The sequence below is a fragment of the Hyalangium minutum genome (assembly GCF_000737315.1).
GTDB classification, from domain to species: Bacteria; Myxococcota; Myxococcia; order Myxococcales; family Myxococcaceae; genus Hyalangium; species Hyalangium minutum.
Window position 1 is genome coordinate 523,829 of sequence record NZ_JMCB01000006.1, and the last position, 22,493, is coordinate 546,321.

Annotated in this window: 16 protein-coding genes; 5 read left to right on the plus strand and 11 right to left on the minus strand. The window is 68.8% G+C overall.

Going from position 1 to position 22,493, the window contains the following annotated elements; genetic code table 11:
- Positions 1–6: 6 nt before the first annotated feature.
- The 6 genes from DB31_RS17640 to DB31_RS17670 all read right to left on the minus strand — a co-directional run bounded on the left by DB31_RS17640 (position 7) and on the right by DB31_RS17670 (position 7,352).
- Complete coding sequence (locus DB31_RS17640) at positions 7–1,077, minus strand: alpha/beta fold hydrolase (RefSeq protein ID WP_044189014.1); 1,071 nt, start codon at positions 1,075–1,077, stop codon at positions 7–9.
- A 2-nt stretch (positions 1,078–1,079) separates the two neighbouring features.
- The gene (locus DB31_RS17645) at positions 1,080–2,738 is read right to left on the minus strand and encodes a hypothetical protein (protein ID WP_044189016.1); all 1,659 of its coding nucleotides are present in this window, start codon (positions 2,736–2,738) and stop codon (positions 1,080–1,082) included.
- Positions 2,739–2,789: 51 nt separating this feature from the next.
- Positions 2,790–3,950 (minus strand): hypothetical protein, encoded by a 1,161-nt coding sequence (locus tag DB31_RS49950; protein WP_063769236.1) that lies wholly within the window; start codon positions 3,948–3,950, stop codon positions 2,790–2,792.
- Positions 3,951–4,049: 99 nt separating this feature from the next.
- Positions 4,050–5,606, minus strand: coding sequence for an acyl-CoA synthetase (locus DB31_RS17660; protein ID WP_044189020.1), 1,557 nt, complete (start codon positions 5,604–5,606; stop codon positions 4,050–4,052).
- A 43-nt stretch (positions 5,607–5,649) separates the two neighbouring features.
- Complete coding sequence (locus DB31_RS17665; RefSeq protein WP_044189021.1) at positions 5,650–6,645, minus strand: 3-oxoacyl-ACP synthase III family protein; 996 nt, start codon at positions 6,643–6,645, stop codon at positions 5,650–5,652.
- The gene (locus tag DB31_RS17670; RefSeq protein WP_044189022.1) at positions 6,642–7,352 is read right to left on the minus strand and encodes a TetR/AcrR family transcriptional regulator; all 711 of its coding nucleotides are present in this window, start codon (positions 7,350–7,352) and stop codon (positions 6,642–6,644) included. The genes DB31_RS17665 and DB31_RS17670 overlap by 4 nt, the downstream gene beginning before the upstream one ends.
- A 145-nt stretch (positions 7,353–7,497) precedes the next feature.
- Between DB31_RS17670 and DB31_RS17675 the strand changes: the two genes are divergently transcribed.
- Together DB31_RS17675 and DB31_RS17680 are read left to right on the plus strand one after the other, a co-directional pair.
- Complete coding sequence (locus DB31_RS17675) at positions 7,498–8,418, plus strand: serine hydrolase (RefSeq protein ID WP_044189024.1); 921 nt, start codon at positions 7,498–7,500, stop codon at positions 8,416–8,418.
- Between the two features lie 170 nt (positions 8,419–8,588).
- A complete protein-coding gene (locus DB31_RS17680; protein WP_044189027.1) occupies positions 8,589–9,335 on the plus strand; it encodes an SDR family oxidoreductase in 747 nt (248 codons plus the stop codon).
- 319 nt (positions 9,336–9,654) lie between these two features.
- On the opposite strand, the gene popD is transcribed toward DB31_RS17680, so the two are convergent.
- The 3 genes from popD to DB31_RS17695 all read right to left on the minus strand — a co-directional run bounded on the left by popD (position 9,655) and on the right by DB31_RS17695 (position 13,329).
- Positions 9,655–10,065, minus strand: a complete 411-nt coding sequence (gene popD / locus DB31_RS17685) for a PopC secretion inhibitor PopD (protein WP_044189029.1) — start codon at positions 10,063–10,065, stop codon at positions 9,655–9,657.
- Positions 10,066–10,123: 58 nt separating this feature from the next.
- The gene (popC, locus tag DB31_RS17690; RefSeq protein ID WP_044189033.1) at positions 10,124–11,527 is read right to left on the minus strand and encodes a subtilisin-like protease PopC; all 1,404 of its coding nucleotides are present in this window, start codon (positions 11,525–11,527) and stop codon (positions 10,124–10,126) included.
- Positions 11,528–11,646: 119 nt separating this feature from the next.
- Positions 11,647–13,329 (minus strand): S8 family peptidase, encoded by a 1,683-nt coding sequence (locus DB31_RS17695; RefSeq protein ID WP_044189041.1) that lies wholly within the window; start codon positions 13,327–13,329, stop codon positions 11,647–11,649.
- A gap of 341 nt (positions 13,330–13,670) precedes the next feature.
- On the opposite strand from DB31_RS17695, the gene DB31_RS17700 reads away from it, so the two are divergent.
- Positions 13,671–14,480, plus strand: coding sequence for a prolipoprotein diacylglyceryl transferase (locus tag DB31_RS17700; RefSeq protein WP_044189042.1), 810 nt, complete (start codon positions 13,671–13,673; stop codon positions 14,478–14,480).
- A 31-nt stretch (positions 14,481–14,511) separates the two neighbouring features.
- Here DB31_RS17700 and DB31_RS17705 read toward each other — a convergent pair whose 3' ends face one another.
- Positions 14,512–14,793, minus strand: coding sequence for a rhodanese-like domain-containing protein (locus DB31_RS17705; protein WP_044189043.1), 282 nt, complete (start codon positions 14,791–14,793; stop codon positions 14,512–14,514).
- 167 nt (positions 14,794–14,960) lie between these two features.
- On the opposite strand from DB31_RS17705, the gene DB31_RS17710 reads away from it, so the two are divergent.
- Positions 14,961–17,489: a sensor histidine kinase gene (locus tag DB31_RS17710; RefSeq protein WP_044189044.1), complete on the plus strand. Its 2,529-nt coding sequence runs from the start codon at positions 14,961–14,963 to the stop codon at positions 17,487–17,489.
- Between the two features lie 12 nt (positions 17,490–17,501).
- Here the strand turns inward: DB31_RS17710 and DB31_RS17715 are convergent, their stop codons facing one another.
- Positions 17,502–19,229, minus strand: a complete 1,728-nt coding sequence (locus DB31_RS17715) for a sensor histidine kinase (RefSeq protein WP_169787063.1) — start codon at positions 19,227–19,229, stop codon at positions 17,502–17,504.
- A 253-nt stretch (positions 19,230–19,482) separates the two neighbouring features.
- Here DB31_RS17715 and DB31_RS17720 point away from each other — a divergent pair, with 253 nt between their 5' ends.
- Complete coding sequence (locus tag DB31_RS17720) at positions 19,483–22,383, plus strand: PAS domain S-box protein (protein WP_044189045.1); 2,901 nt, start codon at positions 19,483–19,485, stop codon at positions 22,381–22,383.
- Positions 22,384–22,493 lie beyond the last annotated feature (110 nt).

Consider the following 22,493-nt stretch of genomic DNA (forward strand, 5'->3'; position numbering starts at 1 on the left):
CCCGCCTCAAGGCGTGTGGGTCGTCGGCGGGACTTGTTGCTGCGGCTCCCCTCCCCCACTGGCCGGGAGCTTCTTCAAGAACGCGCTCACCGCGTCGTTGTACTCCTGAGGGCAATCGAGCTGCACCGAGTGGCCGCAGCGCTCCAACCCCACGAGCTCGGACCCTTTGATGTTGGCGTGGCCGTACTCCATGACCTCCCGGGCCCGGCCACCGTGCATGAACGGGTTGGGGATGAGCCGGTCATCCTCGCCGAAGACGATGATCGCTGGCGCCTGGATGGACTTGAGGCTGTCGCGCACGAAGTCGTCGTGGGCCAGCCCGTCCACCGTCCTCACGTTGGCGTAGGCGTACGCGTCGAAGTCCGGCGTGGCCACCACGCGCACGCGCTCCTCGATGAGCCACTCCAGCTCCGGGCGCCAGCGGGCGAAGTTGGACTGCCGCACGCTGCCCCAGATGCCGTACTCGGGCGAGGACTTGATGAGCGTGGTGCTGAAGGCGCGCGTGAGCCACGCCTTCTCCTTCCAGGAGAACTTCTCGAAGCCGGCGGGCGAGGTGAGCACCAGCGCGCCCGGCTCCTCCGGGTAGCGGATGGCGTAGGAGAGCGCCGTCTGCCCGCCCATGGAGTGCCCCACCAGCACGGGCTTCTGGATGCCGAGCGTCTGCACCACCTCGCGCACCGCGTCCGCCATGGCCTCCATGGTGTACGGGAACGTGCCCGGCTTGTCGGACTTGCCGTAGCCCGGCAAGTCCACGGCGATGACGCGGTAGCCCTGGGCGGCGAAGGCATCCAGCTGGTAGCGCCAGAACTTCAGGTACGAGCCCAGCCCGTGGATGAAGACCAGCGTGCGCTGGCCCTCGGGGTTGAGCTCCACGTAGGCCACCTCAGGGACGGTGGCCACGCCGTACGTCTCCGCCGTCTTCGGCAGCGGGATGCGCTTGAGCGGCCACGCCTGCCCCTGGGGCGAGGTGTAGGGGAACTCCTGGAAGGGCAGCGGCGGCTGGTCCCGGTACGAGCGGACACAACCCGAGGCGAGCACGGCGCAGAGAATCAGGACCGAGGCGCGAGGAGTCGTCATGATCAGAACGCGTACCAGGTGAAGGTGGTGAAGGCCGCGAAGGGGTTGGAGGTGACGCGCTCCGCCCCGTCGTAGAAGCTGCCCTTGAACATGTAGCCGGTGTGCAGGCCCACGGTCATGAGGTAGCGGATGTTGTACTTCAGCTCCGCGTTCACCTCGGCGCCGATGAAGCGCCCGCGGCGCACGTCCGGATTCCAGCGTATCGGCGACGCATTGGCCGAGGCCATGGCCGCCCCCAGCTTCAGGTTCAGCTTGTTGGGGATGAGGTCCATCGAGCCCGCGGCGATGGCGGCGCGCAGGCCGTAGCCCTGGTTGGAGATGTCCGTCACCGCGCCCGTGTAGTTGTTGGCCGTGCTGGTGAAGGGGAACAGCAGGAGCGTCTTGTGGTTGAACCACACCGCGCCTGGCAGGCCGTACATGTTGAGGGTGAAGGCGCCCTTGTACTTTCCGTCGGACAGGTCGTCGTCGCCCGTGGTGTAGATGCCCTCGAGCGACACCACGTCATTGGGAGTACGGCCCCAGTTGTAGAGCACCTCCGCGTTGGCGGAGAGGCCGCTGATGCTCACCTCGGGGTTGAGGGCGGTGTCCTCGTTGCTGCTGGTGTACTTGCCCCCGTTGTACATGACGAAGCCGGAGGCCCCGAGGCGGCCGGTGCGGAAGTCGATGTTGTGGTGGAAGTTCGCGCCCACCCAGAACACCGTGCCCGAGGGCCGGTCGATGTTGAAGCGCGGGGTGCCCGTGAAGCTGCCCAGGCCCGTGGACGAGGGACCGCTCTTCACCAGACCCTCGAAGGCGAAGGCGTCGCCCTTGGTGTCGTCGCGCAGCGCCCACGCGGAGACGCCCACGCTGGTGCCGGGCTGGATCGGGTACGAGTAGTCCCCGGTGATGAGCCAGATGTACTTCAGCCGCGGGTCATCCTCGAGCGCCTTGTCCGCCTGCGCGGTGCCCAGGGGCAGCAGGCTCAGCTTGGCGTTGCCCTTGTAGCTGCTGAAGATGGACAGGCCCGTCGCGTCGCTGCCCAGGAAGGTCAGCTTGTAGCCCGTGCGGATGATGTCGTTGAGGGGCGTGCGCGTCGGGTCGAAGATGGCGTCGTAGACGGGCTGAGCGCCGATGAGCAGCGTCAGCTTGGTCGGGTCGCGGAACGGGTAGAACGCGACGTTGACGTTCTTCGTCTGGATGTTGACCTGATCCGCGTTGAAGCCACCGCCCTCGTTGGGCTGGATGGTGTTGGCGGCGCGGCCCCAGAGGAAGTCCACCTCGAACTGGGCGCGGAAGCTGGCCAGCCCGTCCACGAACCACGGGCTGTACTCGATGACCGGAATCCAGCGCTGCTCGATGTAGTACGCCTTCAGGTCCTCCACGCGCACCGCGCTGCCGGCCAGGTTGCCGATGGGCCCGAGCGCCACGCCCTTCAGGCCGCTCGGGTCGCCGATCTGGTTGGTGAACGTGGCGCGCGAGAAGAAGTAGTTGATGAGCACGAACTCGCGAGGCTCTGCGTCCTTCTCGCGGTCCTTCTCATCCTGCCACTTCGGATAGTACGCGCCGGGGACCGTCGTCGGGCTCGCGCTCGCGGAGAGCGAGAACCCGGCCGCTGCCAGGGCGAGCGCCGTCGCGCCACCCCGCAGGGCCCTGCCTGCTTCAGCCTTCGACCACCACGTCATAAACCCCTCGGGAATGAATGGAAGACAGGGCCGCGCGGGTGCGCGGGTGCACTACTGCGCCGCAGAGACCGCGTAGACCTGACGCGCGTTGCCCGTGAAGTCCGCGTTGTTGAGCTTCACCGTCCGGGAGCCCACCACGCCCGCCGCGCAGTTGGCGCCCACCGCCTGGTTCTCGAAGAAGATCTCCAGCGTCAGCGTCTTGCCGTCACCGGACAGCTTGCCGCGCCCCGCCTGCTTGAAGCTCGGGTACGTCACGCTGATGTCGAAGCACGCGCCGTTCGACTTCACGTTCTCGATGAGGACGGCGGTGGAGGTGAAGCTCAGCGGAGTGCCCGAGACCACCGTGTGATCGCACGTGCCGGTGTTGCCCACATTGGGAGCATCCCGCAGGGTGCCCAGGTTGCTGGTCACCGCCAGGTTGCCACCCGACACGGTCATCTCCGACTTCGTGTAGCACTGCGTGGCGCTGCCGTAGTTGGTGTCCTCGTTGAAGCCGTTCGGGTGGCTGGGGATGTTGGCGCCCTCCATCACCAGCTTCTTGCCCTCCAGGAGCGCCTTGATCTTCTCCGCCGTGTCGAACGACGGCAGCGCCGTCAGCACCGTGTAGACCTGCTTCGAGTTGCCCGTGAAGTCGACGTTGTTGACCTTGACGCCCGTCGAGCCTACCGCGCCCGCCGCGCAGGTGGCGCCAACTGCCTGGTTCTCGAAGTAGAGCTCCAGCGTCAGCGTGTTGCCCCCGTCGCTCAGCTTGCCGCGGCCCACCTGCTTGAAGCTCGGGTACGTCACGCTGATGTCGAAACACTCGCCGTCACCCTGCACGTTCTCGATAAGGACGGCGGTGGAGGTGAAGCTCAGCGGGGTGCCCGCAGCCACCGGCTCACACTCGCCCGTGGCGCCCACGGTGGCGGCGTTGCGCAGGGTGCCCAGGGTGCTGGTGACGGCAAAGTTGCCGCCCGAGACGTTCATGGAGACCTTCTCGTAGCACTGCGAGGCGCTGCCGTAGTTGGTGTCCTCGTTGAGGCCGTTCGGGTGGCTGGGGACGTTGACGCCCTCCATCACCAGCGTCTTGCCCTCGAGGTGCGCCTGGATCTTGGCCGGCGTGTCGAACTTCTGGGTGGGCTGGGGGTTGGGCTCCGGCTCCTTGTCATCGCCACCGCAGCCCACGAGGCTCAGCGCACACACCATGACCGCGGAAAGCAGCTTCCTCTTCATACAGACACTCCTCGCTTCGTCGGTGGGACGGCCGGGGATGACATGACGCAGGAGGCTCCCCGGCGCGAGCCCCCCACGAAACTCTGCGAACTGCTCGAGCTACGACGGGCCGCGCGCGTCTGCCGCGATGGCGGCCTCCCTCAGCTCCCGCTTGAGGATCTTCCCCGCCGGCGACACCGGCAGGCGCTCCATCAGCTCCACCTTCTTGGGCACCTTGAAGCGCGCCACCCGCTCGCGCAGGTGCGTCAGCAGCTCCTCCGAGGTGGCGGCAGTGCCGGGCTTGAGCACCACGAACGCACGGCCGACCTCGCCCCACTTCGCATCCGGCACGCCAATCACCGCGCACTGCTGCACGGCGGGGTGCTCGTAGAGCACGGACTCCAGCTCCAACGGGTACACGTTCTCTCCGCCGGAGATGAACATGTCCTTCTTGCGTCCGGCGATGGTGAAGAAGCCGTCCGCGTCGCGGCGCGCCAGGTCTCCCGTGTGGAACCAGCCCTGAGCGTCGATGCTCTCCTTCGTGGCGGCCTCGTCGTTGAAGTAGCCGGAGCACATGGACGGCCCCTTGAGGACGAGCTCGCCCACCCCGCCCACCGGCACCTCGCGGCCGTCGTCATCCACCAGCCGTGCGTCGACGAAGTAGTTGGGCCGGCCAATGGAGCCCGCCTTGGAGATGGCGAACTCCGGGCCCATGCTGAAGAGGCCCGGGCCGAACTCCGTCATCCCGAAGCCCTGCTTGAAGGGCACCGAGTGCACGGCCTGCCACGCCTGGATGAGCGGCACGGGCATGGGCGCGCCACCGCTCGTCATGAAGCGCACGGTGGAGAAGTTCGTGGCGCGGAAGCTCGGCGAGTCGTGGAGCTGCTGGTACTGCGTGGGCACCGCGAAGAACAGCGTCACCTTCTCGCTCTGGATGAGCTTCAGCAGCTCCTCGGGGTCCCACCGGCGCATGATGACGACAGTGCCGCCCACGGTGAGCAGCGGCACCGAGTACACCAGCAGCCCGCCCGTGTGGAACATGGGCGTGTGGGTGATGGTGACGTCGCCGGGCCGCACCTCGTGGACCAGCGTGTTGAGCGTGTTCCACGCCACCATGCGGTAGGAGACCATCGCGCCCTTGGAGCGCCCCGTGGTGCCGCCGGTGAAGAGCAGGCAGAGGATGTCCTCCTGGCTCACCTGCTCGTTCGTCACCGGCGCGGTGGGCCGGTGCAGCAGCGTCTCCGCGTACGGCATGCTCCGGGGCAGGCTCTTCGTCTCCAGGTGCACCAGCCGCAGGCTGTCGCCGAAGCGCTCCTGCACCTGGCCCACGTTGTCGCGGAAGTCGTCACCGAAGAAGAGCACGCGCGGCGTGGTGTCCTTCACCGACTCCGCCAGCTCCTGGGCATGCAGCCGCCAGTTGTAGGGGACGAAGATGGCGCCGATCTTCCCGCAGGCGAAGAGCAGGTCCAGGTACTCCACGCCGTTGTGGGCCACCAGGCCCACCCGGTCCCCGCGCTTCACGCCCGCCACGTCGCGCAGCCACCCGCCCAGCGCCTCGGCGCGGGCATTGAGCGCACGGTAGGTGAAGCGGCCGGCCTCGCCCTTGGCCACGTCCACCACCGCCATCTGCTCTGGCCAGTACAACGCTCCCCGGCCCATCCAGTCGCCGATGAACATGCGCGCTCCTCCCCAGATCGGTGCGACAGGCGCCGTGCGGCTCTCAGGCCGTCCAGCGGTAGAGAGCGGAGGCCATGGAGAGGCCGCCGCCGCTGGCACAGAAGGCCACCAGGTCCCCGCGCCTCACCTTGCCCTGCTCGACCGCGTCGTCGAGCGTCATTGGGATGCAGGCCGAGCCCGTGTAACCCCACTTGTCCATGGTGTAGTGCGCCTTCTCCATCGGCTGGCCGAGCACCTTCATGGTGGCCTCGATGGTGCGCAGGTTCAGCTGGGTGAAGACGAACTGGTTCACGTCCTTCAGCTCCAGCCCGGCGCGCTTGAGCAGGATGTCCAGCAGCTGCGGCCAGCGCTCGGTGTTGAAGGTGGAGGGGAACTTGCGGACGAACTGCACCGCGGGCTTGCCGTTGGTCAGGGCAATGTTCTCGGCGGTGGCTGGGCGGAAGGTGCCGCCGGTGTAGACGCCGAGCGCGTCGTGGTACTCGCCGTTGGCCAGCAGGCGGGCGCCCATGAAGCCGGGCTTGTCGCTCGCGCCCAGCACCACCGCGCCCGCGCCGTCCGCGAAGAGCGTGCAGGTCTTCTTGTCCTTCCAGTTGATGTAGCGCGACATCCCGTACGCGCCCAGCACGAGGATGCGCTTGTAGCTCTCGTCCGCGGCGATGGTCTTGCTGGCCACGTCCAGCGCCGTCACCCACCCGGCGCAGGCGCAGTTGAGGTCGTACGTGCCCGCGTTCACCGCACCCAGCTTGGCCTGCACCACCGACGAGGTGGCCGGGCTGAGGTAGTCCGGCGTATCCGTGGCGACGATGATGAGGTCCAGTTCCTCCGGCTTGGTGCCCGCGCGCTGGAGCGCCTGGCGCGCTGCGGCGACGCACAGGTCCGAGGTGGCCTGATCATCCGCCATGATGTGGCGCTCACGGATGCCCACGTTCTGCACGAGCCAGTCGCCCACGGGCTCGCCGACGATGCGGTCCATCTCGGCGTTGGTGATGACCTTCTCGGGAACGTAGCGCCCGGTGGAGAGGATTTGCGCGTATCTCATGATGCAGTGCTCCGGACGGTGTTGCGCGCGGTCTTGGTGCCGCGCTTCGTGGAAGAAGAAGAGGACTTCGCGCTGCTCTTGCCCGGGCGGGACGGGGGGCGCGGATCCAGGCCGTGGCTGATCAGGTCCATGGCGGCGTCCAGCACGCGCTCCAGGCCGGGATCCTCCTCCCAGATGACCCAGCGCATCCCGAGGAAGTCACCGATGCCCATCAGGCAGTAGGCGAGCGCCTCTGGGTCCATGCGGCGGATCTCCCCGTTCTCCATGGCCTGGGTGAGGCCGCGCACGTAGCCCCGGGCGAAGCGGTCGTAGTAGCGCCGGTAGCACTCCTCGTCGACGAACTCGGCCTGGCGGACCACGCGGTAGAGGTTGGGGTGCTCGCGGGCAAACTCGAAGAAGGCGCGCAGGCCCTCGCGCTCCACCTCGATGCGGTCGGTGACGCCCTTCACGGACTCGGCGATGAGGCGGCGGAGGCGCTCGCCCAGCTCGTCCACGACTTCCACGAAGATGGACTGCTTGTCCGGGAAGTAAACGTAGAAGGTGCCGAGCGCGACGCCGCTCTTTCGGGTAATATCCGCGATGGACGCGCGCTCGTAGCCCTTCTCCCCGAAGATGACCTCGGCCGCCCGCAGCAGCTTCTGGCGCGTCTTCTGGCCTCGGGGCGTCACGGGGAGCATCCGGTCGGATGAAGTTGAAGGGCGATTCATGTTTCATGTACGGGTAGCACCCTGCCGCGGGGCTTGTCAAAACCTCCGTGGCTGGAATCCATGGCCCCCTGCGTCATAGGCGGTGGGTGGTTTCCTCTTCTCACGGGGACATAGGCTCAGCGCCCCTCGCCTCCACTATCCCCCCATGCTCCAGACCGTTCTGCTTGTCCTGCTCACGGCCAGTCCCTCGGGCTCCGATGCCCTCCGCGGCTCTCTGCAGCAGCGCATCATCCAGGTGAAGGGAGCCTCCGTCGCCGTCGTCTACCAAGACCTCGGAGACCTCAAGGACAGCGTCCTCATCGAGGCCGACCGATCCTTCCACGCCGCCAGCACCATGAAGGTCCCTGTCATGGTCGAGTTCTTCCGGCAGGTGGATGCCGGAACGCTCTCGCTCGACCAGCCCATCCCCCTCGTCAACCAGTTCCGCTCCATTGTCGATGGCTCGCCCTACGCGCTGGATCCCAAGGAAGATGAGGACGCCGCCCTTTATGAACAGCTCGGCAAGTCCGTGCCCGCGCGCGAGCTCATCCAGCGGATGATCACCCGCTCGAGCAACCTCGCCACCAACTCCGTCATCGCGCTTGTGGACGCCAAGCGCGCTACGCAGACCCTGCGCACCCTCGGCGCACAGCAGATGACCGTGCTGCGCGGCGTCGAGGACGGCAAGGCCTACCAACAGGGCCTCAACAACACCGCCACCGCCAAGGACCTCGCCACGCTGCTCGCCGCCATCGAGCGGGGCAAGGCCGCCTCCGACCGCTCCACCGAGGCCATGCGCTCCATCCTCCTTGCCCAGGAGCTGAACGAAGAAATCCCCGCCGGCCTGCCCCCAAGCACCCGCGTGGCCCACAAGACGGGGCAGATCTCCGGCGTCCTCCATGACGCGGCCATCATCTACCCCTCCGGCCGCGCACCCTACGTCCTCGTCGTCCTCACCAGCGGCATCCCTGACGAGAAGGTGGCCCGCTCCCTCATCGTGGACATCTCCCGGGCCGTCTACGCTCACGCCACCCGGAGCGCCGCCCCGGCCACCCCGAAACCGTCCGCCCCCACTCCCAAGCCCTGAGCCCGCAGCGGCTCATGTGGGAGAGCAACCCTGCTCATGGGAAGTTGAAGGTCGATTCAGGTTTCATACGCCTCCCCCCTTTCCAGCCCCCCGCTGTTGGGCGTACCCTCCGCGCCGCTTTTCACGGCGGCCGGGCTTTCGCGCCGCCGCACTCACCAGGAGAGATGCACATGCAGCTGAAGGACCTGAAGGTGGTGGTGACGGGCGGTGCCCAAGGCATGGGCGCCCACTTCGCTCAGCGGCTCCACGAGGCCGGCGCCCAGGTGGCCGTGGGTGACATCAGCGAGGAGAAGCTTGCCGCCCTCCCCGCGGGCATCCACCGCCGCCGGCTCGACGTCTCCAACGAGGAGGACTGTATCGCCTTCGTCAGCTGGGCCCACCAGGCCATGGGCGGCCTCAACGGCCTCATCAACAACGCCGGCATCCTCCGCGACGCCCTGCTCGTGAAGAAGGACAAGACCACGGGCCAGGTGAAGAAGCTCAGCACCGCCGACTGGAACGCCGTCATCGGCGTCAACCTCACGGGCGCCACCTTCATGGTGCGCGAGGTGGTCGCCAAGATGGTGGAGACCGAGCAGAAGCCCGGCGTCATCGTCAACATGTCCTCCATCGCCCGCCACGGTAACCGCGGCCAGTCCAACTACGTCTCCGCCAAGGCCGCCCTCGCCGCCAACACCGTCACCTGGTCCAAGGAGTTCGCTCCGTTCGGCATCCGCGTGGGCGCCATCGCCCCCGGAATGATCGAGACGCCCATGACTCAGGGCATGAACCAGAAGGCCCGTGACGCCCTGGTCGCCAACATCCCCGTGGGCCGCATTGGCCTGCCCGAGGACATCTGGGTCGCCGTGAAGTTCGTCCTCGAGTGCGACTACTTCAACGGCCGCACCATCGATGTGGACGGCGGCCTCGCGTTCTAAGGCCGTCTGGGGACGGGGCCATCCCTCGTGCGGCTCCCTCTGGAGCAGCCGGGCAGGCTGGCCCTCGCCTTCCTATCGGTCGATCGGCCGTCTCATGAACCGAGAGACTTCGCCGTCCTCCCGAGAACAAACAATTTTCTCAGATGTCTAAGGATTGACGGGCTTTTTCGACCCACGCCAGTGGTGCAGGTTGCCGGGACAATCCTGAGTTCCTAGTTTATTCGGGAAGGCGCGAGAAGAGGTGCCGGTGTCATGAGAGCTGCGCAGACACATCCGGCGTCACAAGGCAGGACGCCTCCGACACGGCATGCCCTGCAATCTACGAGTGCAGCTCGAGGGACATGGTCGCGCCGGCCTCGAACTCAGGGGCACGACGCAGCTGCTCCAGGACGCGCGGCGCACACCGCACCGTCAGCATGGGCAGAGATCCGCCCGGCTCGCTGATGGCCCGCACGGCCCCTAAGAGCTTGTGTGATTCCAGCCAGCGCATGAAGTCGTCGCGAAAGCGCGCGCTCTCCTGCAGGCCGGCCTGGTAGACGGCCGCCCGGCTTTGCGCCACCTCGCGTGGGGCACGGCTGCGCGGCGCGGGATTCTCCGCCGGCATCACCGTCACATCGATCCACTCGGGTGTGGATGCGTCCTCGCCGCCCTTCCCTGGCAGGGCTCGGACTGAGGGAACTGCGCGCAGGTACATGCTGCCCTTCCCCTGTCCGTTCTGCTTCCGGCTCATGGCCCTTCCTCCCACCAAGCCCGGCGCTCCATTGGCGCCGGCCCTGGTCGCAACCGCGTCAGCGATAGACGGCCAGGCCCTTCCCCGTCTTGTGCAACGACGAGCGCTTGAGCTTGACCGCATTGGCCAGAATCAAATCCCTCACCTCTTGCGCCGTCAAGTCAGGAGCACGGCAACGATACAGTGCCGCAATACCGGCAACATAAGGGGCCGCCATGCTGGTGCCACTCATTCGCTCGTAGAACGCCTGGTTGTTGCACCGACGCTCGGTGCTTGAATAGATGTTAACACCGTAACCCATGACATCGGGGACGGCCCTCTTACCGACCACTCCGCTGGCCGAGAAGCTGGCCACTTTCCTGTCGAAGTCGACTGCACCAATGGCCAGTGCCTCAGGAAAGCCTGCTGGGTAACCAACCGTGTTCGGTCCACTGTTGCCTGCCGCAACAACGGGGAGGACGTTGCTGTCGAGCAGGCGGCGAATCATGGCCTGCAGCGCCCGCAGGTTGAGCCGGTAGTCCGGCTCCGGGATACCTGCCGGGCAGGCAACCGGGAAGCCGAGCGACATGTTGACCACCGCAGGACGTGACGCGTTCTCCGGGCGGGAGAACTGGTGCAGCAGCCACTCCATGCCGGCGGCCACGCGGCCGAGGCTGGTGCGGATCGTCTCCGACTCGATGACCGAGGCGACGTAGAGGTCCACCTCCGGCGCCACGCCGTGGTGCACCCCCGCCGCGATACCCGCGACGTGCGTGCCGTGGCCATCCGGATCGAAACCGCGCACGTCTCGCGCCGGCGTGTGCGGCGAGTTGGGGAACAACGAGACGTAGCGGAACTGCACCACCTTGCTGGCGTGCTCCGGATGATCCGCGTCGATGCCGGTGTCGAGGATGCCCAACATGACACCCGCGCCGCGGATGCCCTGGGCATGAGCCAGGGGCACACCGCACTCGGCGGGCCACTCGCGCTCGGCGAGCGAGGACATGCCGCGGTTGCGCGGGCCCGTCTCACCGGCCACCGGGCCCGGGAAGGACAGCGGCACCACATCCGGGATGAACTCGAAGTCGCGCGCGAGCTCCCCCCGCGCGGCGCGCTCGGCCGTGTCCGAGTAGAAGTGCGCCATCGTCGCGCCGATCAGCGGCATGTACCGGTACGAGCCCGCCTCCGAGCCGGTCAGCTCCTGCACCGGACCGGGGATGGGCGTCGCGGCCACCTTGATGATGTTGCCCTTCTTGCCCTTGCCGCTCTTGCCACCGTTGGGCTTGCTCACCGCCGGCCGCGCGCCGGGCAGCGTCGCCGAGCGCAGCCCGAGCTGCTGCAGCGCCTCGGCCGCACGCTCCGCGCCCGTGAACCTCAGTGCCGTGGAGCGCTGAAGCTGCCGCTCACCCCGCGTTGTCCCCCTCACCCCCACGCGCGCCTGGGACTCAATGCTCTCCTTGGGAACCAATAGATAGGACTTCATGGGAACGTTCACTCCTTACTGGGACTGCGGACTCCTTGGGGACTGCTCGGGGACTGCCACTGCGAGAGGGAACCTTCTGACTGCGTGAGGGAGGAGGAGAGAGGCTCCTCCCGGGGGGTTCATGGAAGCTCCAGCCGTGCCCGGAGCCTCTCGGACACGACAGGAGCAATCGAGGCTTGGGCGGCCTGCTGCACGCTGGCGGTATGCGCGGCCCAGAGCAATTCAACCTGATCCGCAGCCACCTGAGAACCCGCGGGCGCCGCCGGCAGTCCAACACCGAGCAGCTTCAACAGCGACCAGCTCACGTCATCCCGTGGCTGGGGCTGCAGACCGCGAATGGGTTTGATGCGCAGGGTGGCCTCCACATTCAAGCGTCCGTCTCCGAAGTACTCGTTGTACGTCCGAGACGGCTCTTCCGGACGAGGATGATAGGGGTAGGGTCCCACGTCGTCGGCGCCCCGCAGCAGCGCGCGGCGGCAGGCCTCCACCCGCTCGATGGGCGAGAAGTCCTCCAGCGCCTCGCGGTGCAGCGAGAGCCAGAGCGCAGCGGCTCCCGCGACCTGAGGCGTGGCGGTAGACGTGCCCCTGCCCAGCCGGTAGCCCTGGGGGGGCGATGCCCACAGCACATCGGGCGTGGGCGCGCACAGATCCACCTCCGGCCCATCGTTGCCCGACATGCGATCGTTGAACCGGTAACGCTTGAGCGCCTGAGTGATACCGGACACCGCGAGCACCCGGTTGAAGCGCGCCGGGTACACCACGCTCGTCGGCGTCCGCAGCGCGCCGCTGAGCGGGAAGTGGTTGCCGGCGGCCGCGCAGAGCACCACGCCGCGCTCGTAGGCGTGGTTCACCGCGTCCGCCCAGAGCCGGCTGGGCAGCCCGCCCATGCTGATGCTGATCACCTGCGCGCCCTGGCTGACGCAGTGGAGGATGCCCAGCGCCAGCGAGTGCGTGGCCACATGCACCACCGAGGGCGACACGCGCACCGGCAGCACCGAGGCATACGTGGCGAGGCCCTGGTAGTCCTCGTGGTTGGCCGCCAGCAGGCAGAGCGTCGCCGTTCCGTGGCCCGGCTGGTAGCCCAGGCCCGCCTCGAGCGGATCCCTCGCGTCGGGCCGGTGCCTGTCCCACAGGTCCACGCCGGGCAGCAGCCGGTCGGGACCGGGCAGCGCCGGATGCGGCGCCCAGCCGGTGTCCAGGTGACCGATAAGAATGCCCTCCCCGGGCAGACGGCCCGCCTTCTCGAGCAGCCGCAACGCCTGGGGGATGCGGATGGCGCGCAGGTGCCAGTCCCTCGGGAGGTTCTTCCCCGGGGCCTCCTCCAGCTCCGCGGTGGGGTGCACCATCACCGCGTCCGGCTCGGCGTACTCCACCTCGGGTTGTTCCATCAGCGCATGCACCGCACCCCATACGTCGTCCGCGGAGGGGCCCTTCGGCGCCGCGGGAGCCACGCCGCCGCGCATCGCCATGGCCACACCCTGGGGTGCTCCTCCAGGAGCTCGCCCGCCCTTTGACTTCGAGCCGCCGCCTCCCGGGAGCTTCACGGTATGCCAGCGCGCCAGCTCACCGCCCGGCTGCACGAGTGGCAGGTCCGCCGACAGCCGGGTTCCGTGATGCGAGGAGGAAGGCAGCGCGTCCACCAGCGCTCCCAGCGCTCTCACTCCGGCAGAGCGGGCAATGGCCGTGAGCGTGCGGCGCTTCGGTGCACGCGCCATTGCCAGGCGCGCCACTGGAGCGGTCTCTCGCAGCTTCACATGGATCTCGCCGGTGTAGTGCACGCCCGGCGGCATGACGGCCTTCATTTCATCCCCCACTTCGGTCGGCCAGGGGGGCATGGTGGACCGGAACCCGGCTCCCCTGACAAATCATCACGGATTTCCCTTAGTAGACGCCAATCCATGACGTACCGGTCCTTCCGCTCATTCCGGGAACGTCGGGAATCGGCAATCATTTCATTGGGGGTGCGGACAAGTGACCGATGGCGTACAGAAGGGTGTCGGCCAAAGGACCCCTGTGTAGGACAGACGCACAGGATTGGACCTGTGGGGGGTTGGCAGCCCCTGGATGATTTAGCGCCTCGAATTGTTCGTCAGGACCGTGGCATCCGGGTAAGGGGGCTTTCCCCGCCCGCTGGAGAGCTTCCTTGATTCCCTACGTCAATCCGCACTCGCTGAAGGTCGGCCCCATCGAGCCCTTCGGCATCTTCGTCGCGCTGGGCATCTTCCTGGCGGCGCGCATCGTCGTGAAGCAGTCCGCCAAGCAGGGGCTGGACCCGAATCCGATCCACGACTACGCGCCGTGGGGCGTGGGCGCGGGCGTTGTCGCTGGCCACCTCGTCCACCTGCTCTTCTACCACCCCGAGGAGCTCAGCAAGAGCCCGTTCCAGCTCTTCAAGGTGTGGGACGGCCTGTCCTCCTTCGGCGGCCTGCTCGGCGGCGTCATTGCCGCGATCATCTATTTCAAGATCCGGGGCGTGAGCTTCTCCAAGTATGCCGACGCGTTCGCCCTGGGCGTGGCACCCGGATGGGGCGTGGCGCGGCTGGGCTGCTTCGTCGCCCATGACCACCCGGGCAGCCGCACCGACTTCTTCCTCGCCGTGAACTTCCCCGCGGATGTGTACGGCGGCCCCCGGCACGATCTCGGGATGTACGACGCGATTCTCCTGTTCGCCATCACAGGCGTGCTCTTCGCGCTGCGCAACTCCGGGAAGCTCCAGAACCGGCTGCTGCACATGCTCGCCCTGCTCTACGCCCCGGGCCGCTTCTTCTTCGACACGCTGCGCGCCACGGACCTCCGCTATGTGGACGCGCGCTACCTCGGGCTCACCCCCGCTCAGTACGGCTGCATCCTGCTGGTCGTCTACGGCCTCTGGGGGCTCGCCACGAAGCGCGCCTCCGCGCCGGGTTCGGCACCGCCCTCGACCGCCTCGGGCTCGGTCAAGACCGCACGGTAGGTGTCCGAGCCGGGGCTTCGTGAAGGCGTGACTACCAATAGGAGACGGACTTCAGGTCGAACACGTGCTGGAAGCCGTTGCGCTGCAGCAGGCTCACGGCCATCGCGCTGCGGCCTCCGGCGGCGCAGTACACCACCACCTTCGTGTCCGGCGACCCCACCTCGGCGAGCCGCGCCGGCAGCTCCTGCACGGGGATGTTTCGCGCTGGCTCCGGGTGCCCCTGACGGAACTCCTCCGGCGTCCTCACGTCCAGCAACACTGCACCCTCGGCGACGAGCTGCCGGGCCTTCTCTGAGAGCTCTTTCGGTGTCATCGCCCGGGACTGTAGACGCGCGATATCGCCCGTCCAACACTCATAGGCGACATGTACGGGCCAGGTTGGCGTGATCTGTACATCTCCGCCCCCTCTGATGTTGGAGCCTCAACGGTCGTCAGGAGGGCAGTAGATCTCGTCGCACCCGGCGCGCGTCAATTCGCCTGATGCTACCGACTCCCCAGACGAGCCCGCCCCACGCACAGGGCGCGGCGCCGCCATTGGTGCTCACCTGGCCCGCGGCGCTCATTGGGCTCGTGTTCGGTGTGCTGATGACGTACGTGCCCTACGAGTTCCGCGTGGCCTCGTTCCGGCCGCTGTACCCGTACGTGCGGGAGATGGGCATCATCTACCTGGCCAGCAGCCTGGCGATGATGGGGGCTCTGCTCTACCCCCACGCGCCGCGCTGGCTGGACCTCCTCGGCCGCGCGGGGTTCATCCTCACCGCCGCCGTGTACTGGTGGGTGCTCAATGTCCTGACCGGCAGCTTCACCGGCATCCTCTTATACCCGCTGCTCTTCATCGGTCTGGGGCTGGAGGCCTTCCCCTCCTTCCGGCAGCGCCCCGTGTTCCGCAGCTTCGTGGCCCTGATTGGCGTCGGGTTCGGGCTGGCGATGGTCGGCGCGCCCGAGCGCTTTCCCTTCGCCGTCTATGCCCACCTGTCCCCGCTGCTGCGCGCCACGGGCCTGCTCTTCGCCACCGCCGGCGTGGTGGTCCTGCTGCCGCTGGGCCAACGGCGTCCGTGGCTCGCCCGCGCGCTGATGGGCGTGCTCGCCCTGCCGTACGCGATGCTGGCCTGGGCCCTGGGCCGCGGGCAGTTCTGGATGGGCATGGCCGTCTACTTCATCCTCACCCTGGGCTGTGTGGCCGAGGCCGTGGCCTGGCGCCCCCGCGCGCCGCGCACCGTAGGCTGGAAGCTCCTGCGCGGCCTGGCCTTCGCGGGGCTGGTGCCGCTGCTGGCGCTGGGCGCCGTGGCCTCGTTCCTCGCCCAGCGCGCCATCGAGGAGCAGGTGCGCGAGGACACTGTGCGCACCGCCACCGGCGAGGCGGACTTCCTGCGGCGCTACCTGGAGGACGCGCGCGCCTCGCTGCAGGTGCTGCTGGACTCCCCAGGCTTCCGCGCGGCGCTGGCCAGCGGCGAGCCGCTCCAGCTCGAGCCCTACCTGCGCAACCTCATCGAACGCCAGCGGCCTTTCGAGGCCGTCCTTGCTGTCGAGGCGGATGGCTCGCCGCTGGCGTCCTTCACCGCCTCAGGTGCGCCCAGCCCGCTGCTACCGCTCCCGAAGAACCTCTCCGAGCCCTTCCTCACCTCGGGTCCCACCCCTCGAGTCGCCCTGGTGTTGCCTGTCGAGGAGGACGGCCAGCCGAGGACCCTGCTCGTGGGGCTGCTGTCCCTGCAGCAGCTGTCGGAGGCCTCCACCCCCGCCGCGCGCCGCTTCCAGGTGCAGGTGGTGGATCAGCGCAGGATGAAGGTGATCCGGGACTCCACCTCCGAGGTCCCCTTGCTGAGCGCCGCCCGCCTGCCGCCCACCGTGCGTGAGGCCGTAATCCACGAGGGCTCCGCGATGATCGAGGACTTCGACGCGGTGGACCGGCGCATCCTCGGAGCCGTGGCGCCCGTGCCTGGCACCTCCTGGTGCGTGGTCGTCACCCAGGAGCTGGGCGTGGCCTACGCGGGCATCACCCGCGTGAGCGCGGCCGTGGTGGGCATGCTGGTGTTCGGCGTGCTGCTGGCCCTGGCGCTCTCCCAGTTCGTCGCGCGGGACGTCATCCACCGGCTCACCGCGCTGCGCGCCGCCACCGCCGCGCTGGCCGCGGGAGACCTGGACCGGCGCGTCGAGGAGGAGGAGGACGACGAGCTGGGCGAGCTGGCCCGGGGCTTCAACGAGATGGCGGCCCGCACCGGCGCCACCCAGGCGGAGCTGCGCGAGGCCGTCCGCGCGCGAGAGGAGTTCCTCAGCGTGGCCAGCCACGAGCTGCGCACCCCGCTCACCCCACTCAAGGGCTTCGCCAGCCTCACGCTCCAGCGACTGGAGCAGAGCGAGGGTCCGGTGGATCGCGACTGGCTCCTCAAGGCGATGCGCTCCATGTCCCGGCAGACGGATCGGCTGGCGCGGCTGGTGGATGACCTGCTGGACACCGCTCGCATCCAGTCCGGGCGCTTCGACCTGAACTGCAAGCCGGTGGACCTGATGCCCGTGGTGTACGAGGTGCTCGAGCGCTTCGAGGTGCGCGGCTCGGAGGGCCTGCGCTTCCACATGGAGGCACCCTCCGGCCCGCTGGAGGGCGTCTGGGACGCCGCACGCCTGGATCAGGTCATCACCAACCTGCTCAGCAACGCCGTGCGCTACTCACCTCAGGGCGGCACCGTGTCCATCTCGTTCGCGGTGAACCCCTCGCAGGTGGAGCTCCGGGTGAAGGACCAGGGCATCGGCATCCCCGCCGAGAGCCTCCAGCGCCTGTTCCAGCCCTTCTCTCGCGCCTCCAACGCCACGTCACGGCACTTCGGCGGGCTGGGGCTCGGCCTGTTCATCTGCCGGGAGATCGTCGAGCGCCACGGCGGCTCCATCTGGGCGGAGAGCGGGGGCCCGCAGCAGGGCAGCTGCTTCCACGTCCGCCTGCCTCGCCATGCGCCGCAGAGCTCGCTGCCTCCGCCGCCCTCGGCGCCGGTCTCCTCCTCGACGCAAGCGGCCTGAGCGGCGGGCCTCTCAGCCGAACGAGGGGATGATGGGGAGCTGGCCGCGCGGCAGCTCCAGCGTGAAGGTGGAGCCCTCACCGGGGTTGCTGACCACCCGCACCGTGCCACCGAACGCTTCGACGATCTGCCGGGTGATGTAGAGCCCCAGGCCCAGGCCGCCGTAGTGCCGGTCGCTCACCGCGCGCTCGAAGCGCTCGAAGATGCGCTCCAGGTCCTCCTCGGCAATGCCGATGCCGTGGTCCTGCACCGTCAGCCGCGCCCGCTCGCCGTCCTCCTCCACGCGCACCACCACTGGCCGGCCCGCGCCGTACTTCAGCGCGTTGGACAACAGGTTCGTCACCACCTGCTCCACCCGCAGCCGGTCCCAGCGGCCGAACACCGGCTCCGGCGCATGCAGCTCCAGCTCGCAGCCCATCTTCTCCGCCGAGGGCGCGAAGCGCGAGAGCAGCTCCGCCGCCACGGAGGACAGGTCCACCTCCTCCATGTCCAGCCGCAGCCGCCCCGCGCTGATCCGCGCCACGTCCAGCAGGTTGTCCACCAGGTCCGTCAGCTTGCGCACCTGGCGCAGCGCCACGTCCAGCGAGTCGGAGACCTTCTCGGGGCTCAGCTGCGCCCCCTCCGCCATCGCCTCGCCCGCCTGCCGCTGGAGCGCCTGCAGCTTCAGCCGCAGCGGCGTCAGCGGCGTCTTCAGCTCGTGGCTGGCGATGCCGAGGAACTCGTCCCGCAGGTGCACCGCCTCCTGCGCCTCGTGGTACAGCCGCGCGTTGTCCACCGCCGCCACCACCCGCCGCGACAACTCCTCCACCATCTCCAAGTCCTCCGGCCCGTAGCGCCGGCCCGGATCGCACGAGGCGAAGGTGAAGAGCCCCACCGCCTGCCCTCGCGAGCGCATGGGCACCAGCATCACCGAGCGCGCTCCCAGCCGCTCCAGCAGCTTCCGCTGCTCGGCGGTGCGCACCATCTGCTCCAGGTGCTCCGGCAGGAAGTCCGGGTAGAGGCGGGACTCGCCCCGCGCCAGCGCCTGGAAGAGCGCGCTGCCGACCTCATGGGTGGCGGGAAAGTTCGGCGCCTCGCGCAAGTGCTGCTCGCGCTCTGGATTCTGGTGCGCCGCCGCGACCCGCCGGAAGGCGCCGTCCTCCTCCAACATATCCACCAGGCACCACGTGGCCACCGAGCTGGCCGCCAGGTGCGCCACGCCCGCCAGGATGGCATCCGGCTCGGCCCGGACTTCCGCCAGCTCGCGGCTGGCGTCCGACAGGAAGCGCAGCGCCTCCTCGGCCCGGCGGCGCGGCGTCAGATCCTGCACCAGCACCAGAATCCGCTCGGGCGCCTCCAGCCCCAGCGCCGCCAGCACCACCGGCACCCGCGTGCCATCCGCGCGCACGTACTCCGTCTCCAAAGGGCCCGCGCTCCCCAGCCGGCGCAGCGCATCCACCGCCTGCGCACCCGCCGAGGGCGTCTCCGGCGCCGCCAGCGCATCCCACCGCACCTGGCCCGCGTCCACCTGCTCGCGGCTCACGCCCGTCAGGCGCAAGAACGCGTCATTCGCGTCCAGCAGCTGGCCCTCGGAGTCGGTGATCAGCAACGCCGGCAGGGGCACGCGCAGCAACCGCTTCAGCACGTTCCCCTCCGGGACACGGCTCCGCCGGGCGCGGGGTACTGGCGCGCCTGGGGCCGCGTCCGCCTCGGGTGTCTCCGACTCCACCAAGGTGGCCGCTGGGGCTCGATCCAATGCCATTTCAGAAATCCCCCCTAAGGGGCGGCTCATCTTGCTTGACGGATGGCTCGTTCCGGAAGCCACCCTTCCCGAAAAGACAGGGATGCAGGCTTGGCACCCACCCGGGCCGACATGACGCGCAAGAAGGCTTGCGCCTCCTCGTCTGCCGGGCTGACGGGTGTCGCTTGACCCAACTTGTCGTACATGGCTTTTTCAGAGACGTTCGACCGCGCCCCTCCGAGTGGGGGGTCCGCCCTCCGAGGCTTCTTCAGCCATGTCTCCGGCCACACCTGCGTCCAGTCCCAGCGAGCGCCTCTCCCGGCAGATCATCGATGGCCTCAAAGAGGGCGTCTTCCAGACGGATCCGCAAGGGCGCTGGACGTTCCTCAACCCCGCCTGGTCCGAGCTGACGGGCTTCTCCGTCGCGGAGAGCCTGGGGCGCGACGCGCTCGAGTCCGTTCACCCCGAGGACCGGACGCGGGTCCAGGAATCGTTCCAGGCGCTGCTCGCGCACAAAGCGGATCACTCCCGCCACGAGCTGCGCTACCTGCGGCGCGACGGGAGCACGCTCTGGGTGGAGATGGTCACCCGGCCGCTGCAGGGCGAGGACGGCGGCCTGCAGGGGCTGTGCGGCACCCTCACGGACGTGAGCACGCGGCGGCGCACGGAAGAGGCCATGGCCCGCCGCGAGCGCTACCTGAGCGCGCTGGTGGAGATGCAGCAGCGGCTGCTGATGGCCCAGCAGGAGGGAGACCTCTACAAGGACGTGCTGGAGCCCATCGGCCGGGCCGCGGGCGCCAGCCGCGTCTACTTCTTCGAGGTGTTCCGGGGCGAGGCGGGGCAGCAGCTCATGAGCCAGCGCGCCGAGTGGTGCGCTCCCGGCATCAAGCCCGTCTCCGGCAACCCGCGCTACCAGCCGGTGGTGGTGGACCGGGACTTCAAGCGCTGGGGCGAGCTGCTGTCGCGCGGCGAGGTGGTGGCGGGGCGGGTGAAGGACTTCCCCGTCACCGAGCGGGCCATCCTGGAGCCGCAGGGCATCCGCTCCATGCTGGTGCTGCCGCTGCGCATCAACAATTCGTGGGTGGGCTTCATCGGCTTCGACCACTGCGAGTCAGAGCAGGAGTGGGACAAGCTGGAGGTGGATCTGCTCTCGGCGGCGGCGGGCGCGCTCTCGCTGGAGCTGGAGCACCGCCGGTCGGAGAGCGCCCTGCGCGAGCGCGAGACGCGCTACCGGCAGCTGGCCGAGAACGCCTCGGACGTGCAGTACCGCTACAAGCTGGAGCCCCCGCGCGCCTTCCTCTACATCAGCCGCGTGGTGGGAGACCGGCTGGGCTACAGCCCCGAGGAGCACTACGCCAACCCCGAGCTGTGGCGGCAGCTGGTGCACCCCGGTGACTTGCCCGCGCTCGGACAGCTGCTGGAGGCGCCGCACCAGCTGGGCTCCAAGCCGGTGGTGCTGCGCTTCACGGGGCGCAACGGGCGGACGCGGTGGCTGGAGCACACGGTGGCCCCCGTGCTGGACACCACCGGCCGGCCCGTGGTCGTCGAAGGCATCGCCCGCGACATCACCGAGCGGCGTGAAGTCGAAGAGCAGCTCAAGATGTCCGAGGCCAGCTTCCGCATCCTCCTGGAGGGCGTGGCGGACGCGGCGGCCATCCAGCGGGACGGGCGCATCGTCTACGCGAACATGGCCCTGGTGTCCGCGCTGGGGTTCGACCGGCCGGATCAGCTCGTGGGCCGCACACTGGCGCAGTTCATCGAGGACGACATGGAGGAGGTGCCTGGCCCGCCTCCGGACCCCAGCGGCATCAAGGGGATGATCACCGGCGAGCGGCGCCTGGTGCGGCGCGACGGCAAGACGCGCGTGGCGGAGCTCGTGTCGCTGCCGCTGCTCTTCGACGGCGCGCCCGCGGTGGTGTCCATCGCACGGGACGTGACGGACCAGCGCCAGTTCCAGGCCCGGCTGACGCTGGCGGACAAGCTGGCCTCGGTGGGCACGCTGGCGGCGGGCATCGCCCATGAAATCAACAACCCGCTGGCCTTCGTCATCTCCAACCTGAGCTTCCTGTCCGAGGAGATGCGGCGCAGCCAGCTCGCGCTGGAGACGAGCGGCACGGGCGGTGTCCTCGCTCCGGCGCTGGCGCGGCCGCGCGGCATGGGAGGCGGGCTGGACCTGGTGGAGTGGCAGGAGGTGCTCAGCGAGGCCTATGAGGGCGCCGAGCGCGTGCGGCAGATCGTCCGCCAGCTCCGGGCCTTCTCCCGCCCGGACGAGGAGCGCCTGACGCCGGTGGATGTGCACCAGGTGCTCGAATCTGTGGTGATGATGGCCACCAACGAGATCCGCCACCGCGCCCAGCTGCACAAGGACTTCGGGCCGGTGCCCTCGGTCATGGCCAACGAGGGCCGGCTGTCCCAGGTCTTCCTCCACCTCGTGGTGAACGCCGCGCACGCCATCCCCGAGGGCCAGGCGCACCAGAACGCCATCCGCCTCATCACCCGGCGGCTCGACCCAGGGCGCGTGCTCATCGAGGTGCAGGACACGGGCAGGGGCATTGCCCCCGAGCACCTCTCGCGCATCTTCGATCCGTTCTTCACCACCAAGCCGGTGAACGTGGGCACGGGCCTGGGCCTCTCCATCTGCCACAGCACCATCACCAGCATGGGCGGAGAGATTTCCGTCGACAGCGATCTGGGCAAGGGCACCACGTTCCGCGTGGTGCTGCCGTCCCTGGAGCCTCGCACGCGGCTGCGGCCCACGGGCCAGCCGACGATTGCCCCGCTCACCCACCGCCGCGGGCGCGTGCTCGTGGTGGACGACGAGCCCGGCGTGGGCAAGGTGCTGCGCCGCATCCTCAAGGAGCACGAGGTGGAAGTGGCCGCGGGCGGACGCCAGGCGCTCGAGCGGCTGCAGCAGGAGCCAGACAGCTTCGACGCCGTGCTGTGCGACGTGATGATGCCGGACCTCGGAGGCAAGGACCTCTACGAGGCCGTGCGCCGCACGCATTCCGGGCTGGAGCGGCGCTTCATCTTCGTGTCCGGCGGCGCCTTCACCGCCAACGCTCGTGAGTTCCTGGAGACCATCCCCAACCCCAAGCTCGAGAAGCCCTTCAACGAGCCGGCGCTGCGGCAGATCGTCCAGGAGCTGGTGAGCCGGGGACCCTCCTCGACGCGGTAGGACAAGCGGAAGCACCCAGGCAGCCCCCTCCTCCTGATGACCGATACGGAAGAGGGGGTGGAACCGGGACCGTCCTCCCGCTGTCCGATGCGGTGGCCCGGGAAAGCTCC

Excerpts from the sequence above, each read along its gene's own strand:
- DB31_RS17640 (WP_044189014.1), bottom strand. The coding sequence starts at position 1,077 with ATGACGACTCCTCGCGCCTCGGTCCTGATTCTCTGCGCCGTGCTCGCC.
- DB31_RS17645 (WP_044189016.1), bottom strand. The coding sequence starts at position 2,738 with ATGACGTGGTGGTCGAAGGCTGAAGCAGGCAGGGCCCTGCGGGGTGGC.
- DB31_RS49950 (WP_063769236.1), bottom strand. The coding sequence starts at position 3,950 with ATGAAGAGGAAGCTGCTTTCCGCGGTCATGGTGTGTGCGCTGAGCCTC.
- DB31_RS17660 (WP_044189020.1), bottom strand. The coding sequence starts at position 5,606 with ATGTTCATCGGCGACTGGATGGGCCGGGGAGCGTTGTACTGGCCAGAG.
- DB31_RS17665 (WP_044189021.1), bottom strand. The coding sequence starts at position 6,645 with ATGAGATACGCGCAAATCCTCTCCACCGGGCGCTACGTTCCCGAGAAG.
- DB31_RS17670 (WP_044189022.1), bottom strand. The coding sequence starts at position 7,352 with ATGAATCGCCCTTCAACTTCATCCGACCGGATGCTCCCCGTGACGCCC.
- DB31_RS17675 (WP_044189024.1), top strand. The coding sequence starts at position 7,498 with ATGCTCCAGACCGTTCTGCTTGTCCTGCTCACGGCCAGTCCCTCGGGC.
- DB31_RS17680 (WP_044189027.1), top strand. The coding sequence starts at position 8,589 with ATGCAGCTGAAGGACCTGAAGGTGGTGGTGACGGGCGGTGCCCAAGGC.
- popD (WP_044189029.1), bottom strand. The coding sequence starts at position 10,065 with ATGAGCCGGAAGCAGAACGGACAGGGGAAGGGCAGCATGTACCTGCGC.
- popC (WP_044189033.1), bottom strand. The coding sequence starts at position 11,527 with ATGAAGTCCTATCTATTGGTTCCCAAGGAGAGCATTGAGTCCCAGGCG.
- DB31_RS17695 (WP_044189041.1), bottom strand. The coding sequence starts at position 13,329 with ATGAAGGCCGTCATGCCGCCGGGCGTGCACTACACCGGCGAGATCCAT.
- DB31_RS17705 (WP_044189043.1), bottom strand. The coding sequence starts at position 14,793 with ATGACACCGAAAGAGCTCTCAGAGAAGGCCCGGCAGCTCGTCGCCGAG.
- DB31_RS17710 (WP_044189044.1), top strand. The coding sequence starts at position 14,961 with ATGCTACCGACTCCCCAGACGAGCCCGCCCCACGCACAGGGCGCGGCG.
- DB31_RS17715 (WP_169787063.1), bottom strand. The coding sequence starts at position 19,229 with ATGGCATTGGATCGAGCCCCAGCGGCCACCTTGGTGGAGTCGGAGACA.
- DB31_RS17720 (WP_044189045.1), top strand. The coding sequence starts at position 19,483 with ATGTCTCCGGCCACACCTGCGTCCAGTCCCAGCGAGCGCCTCTCCCGG.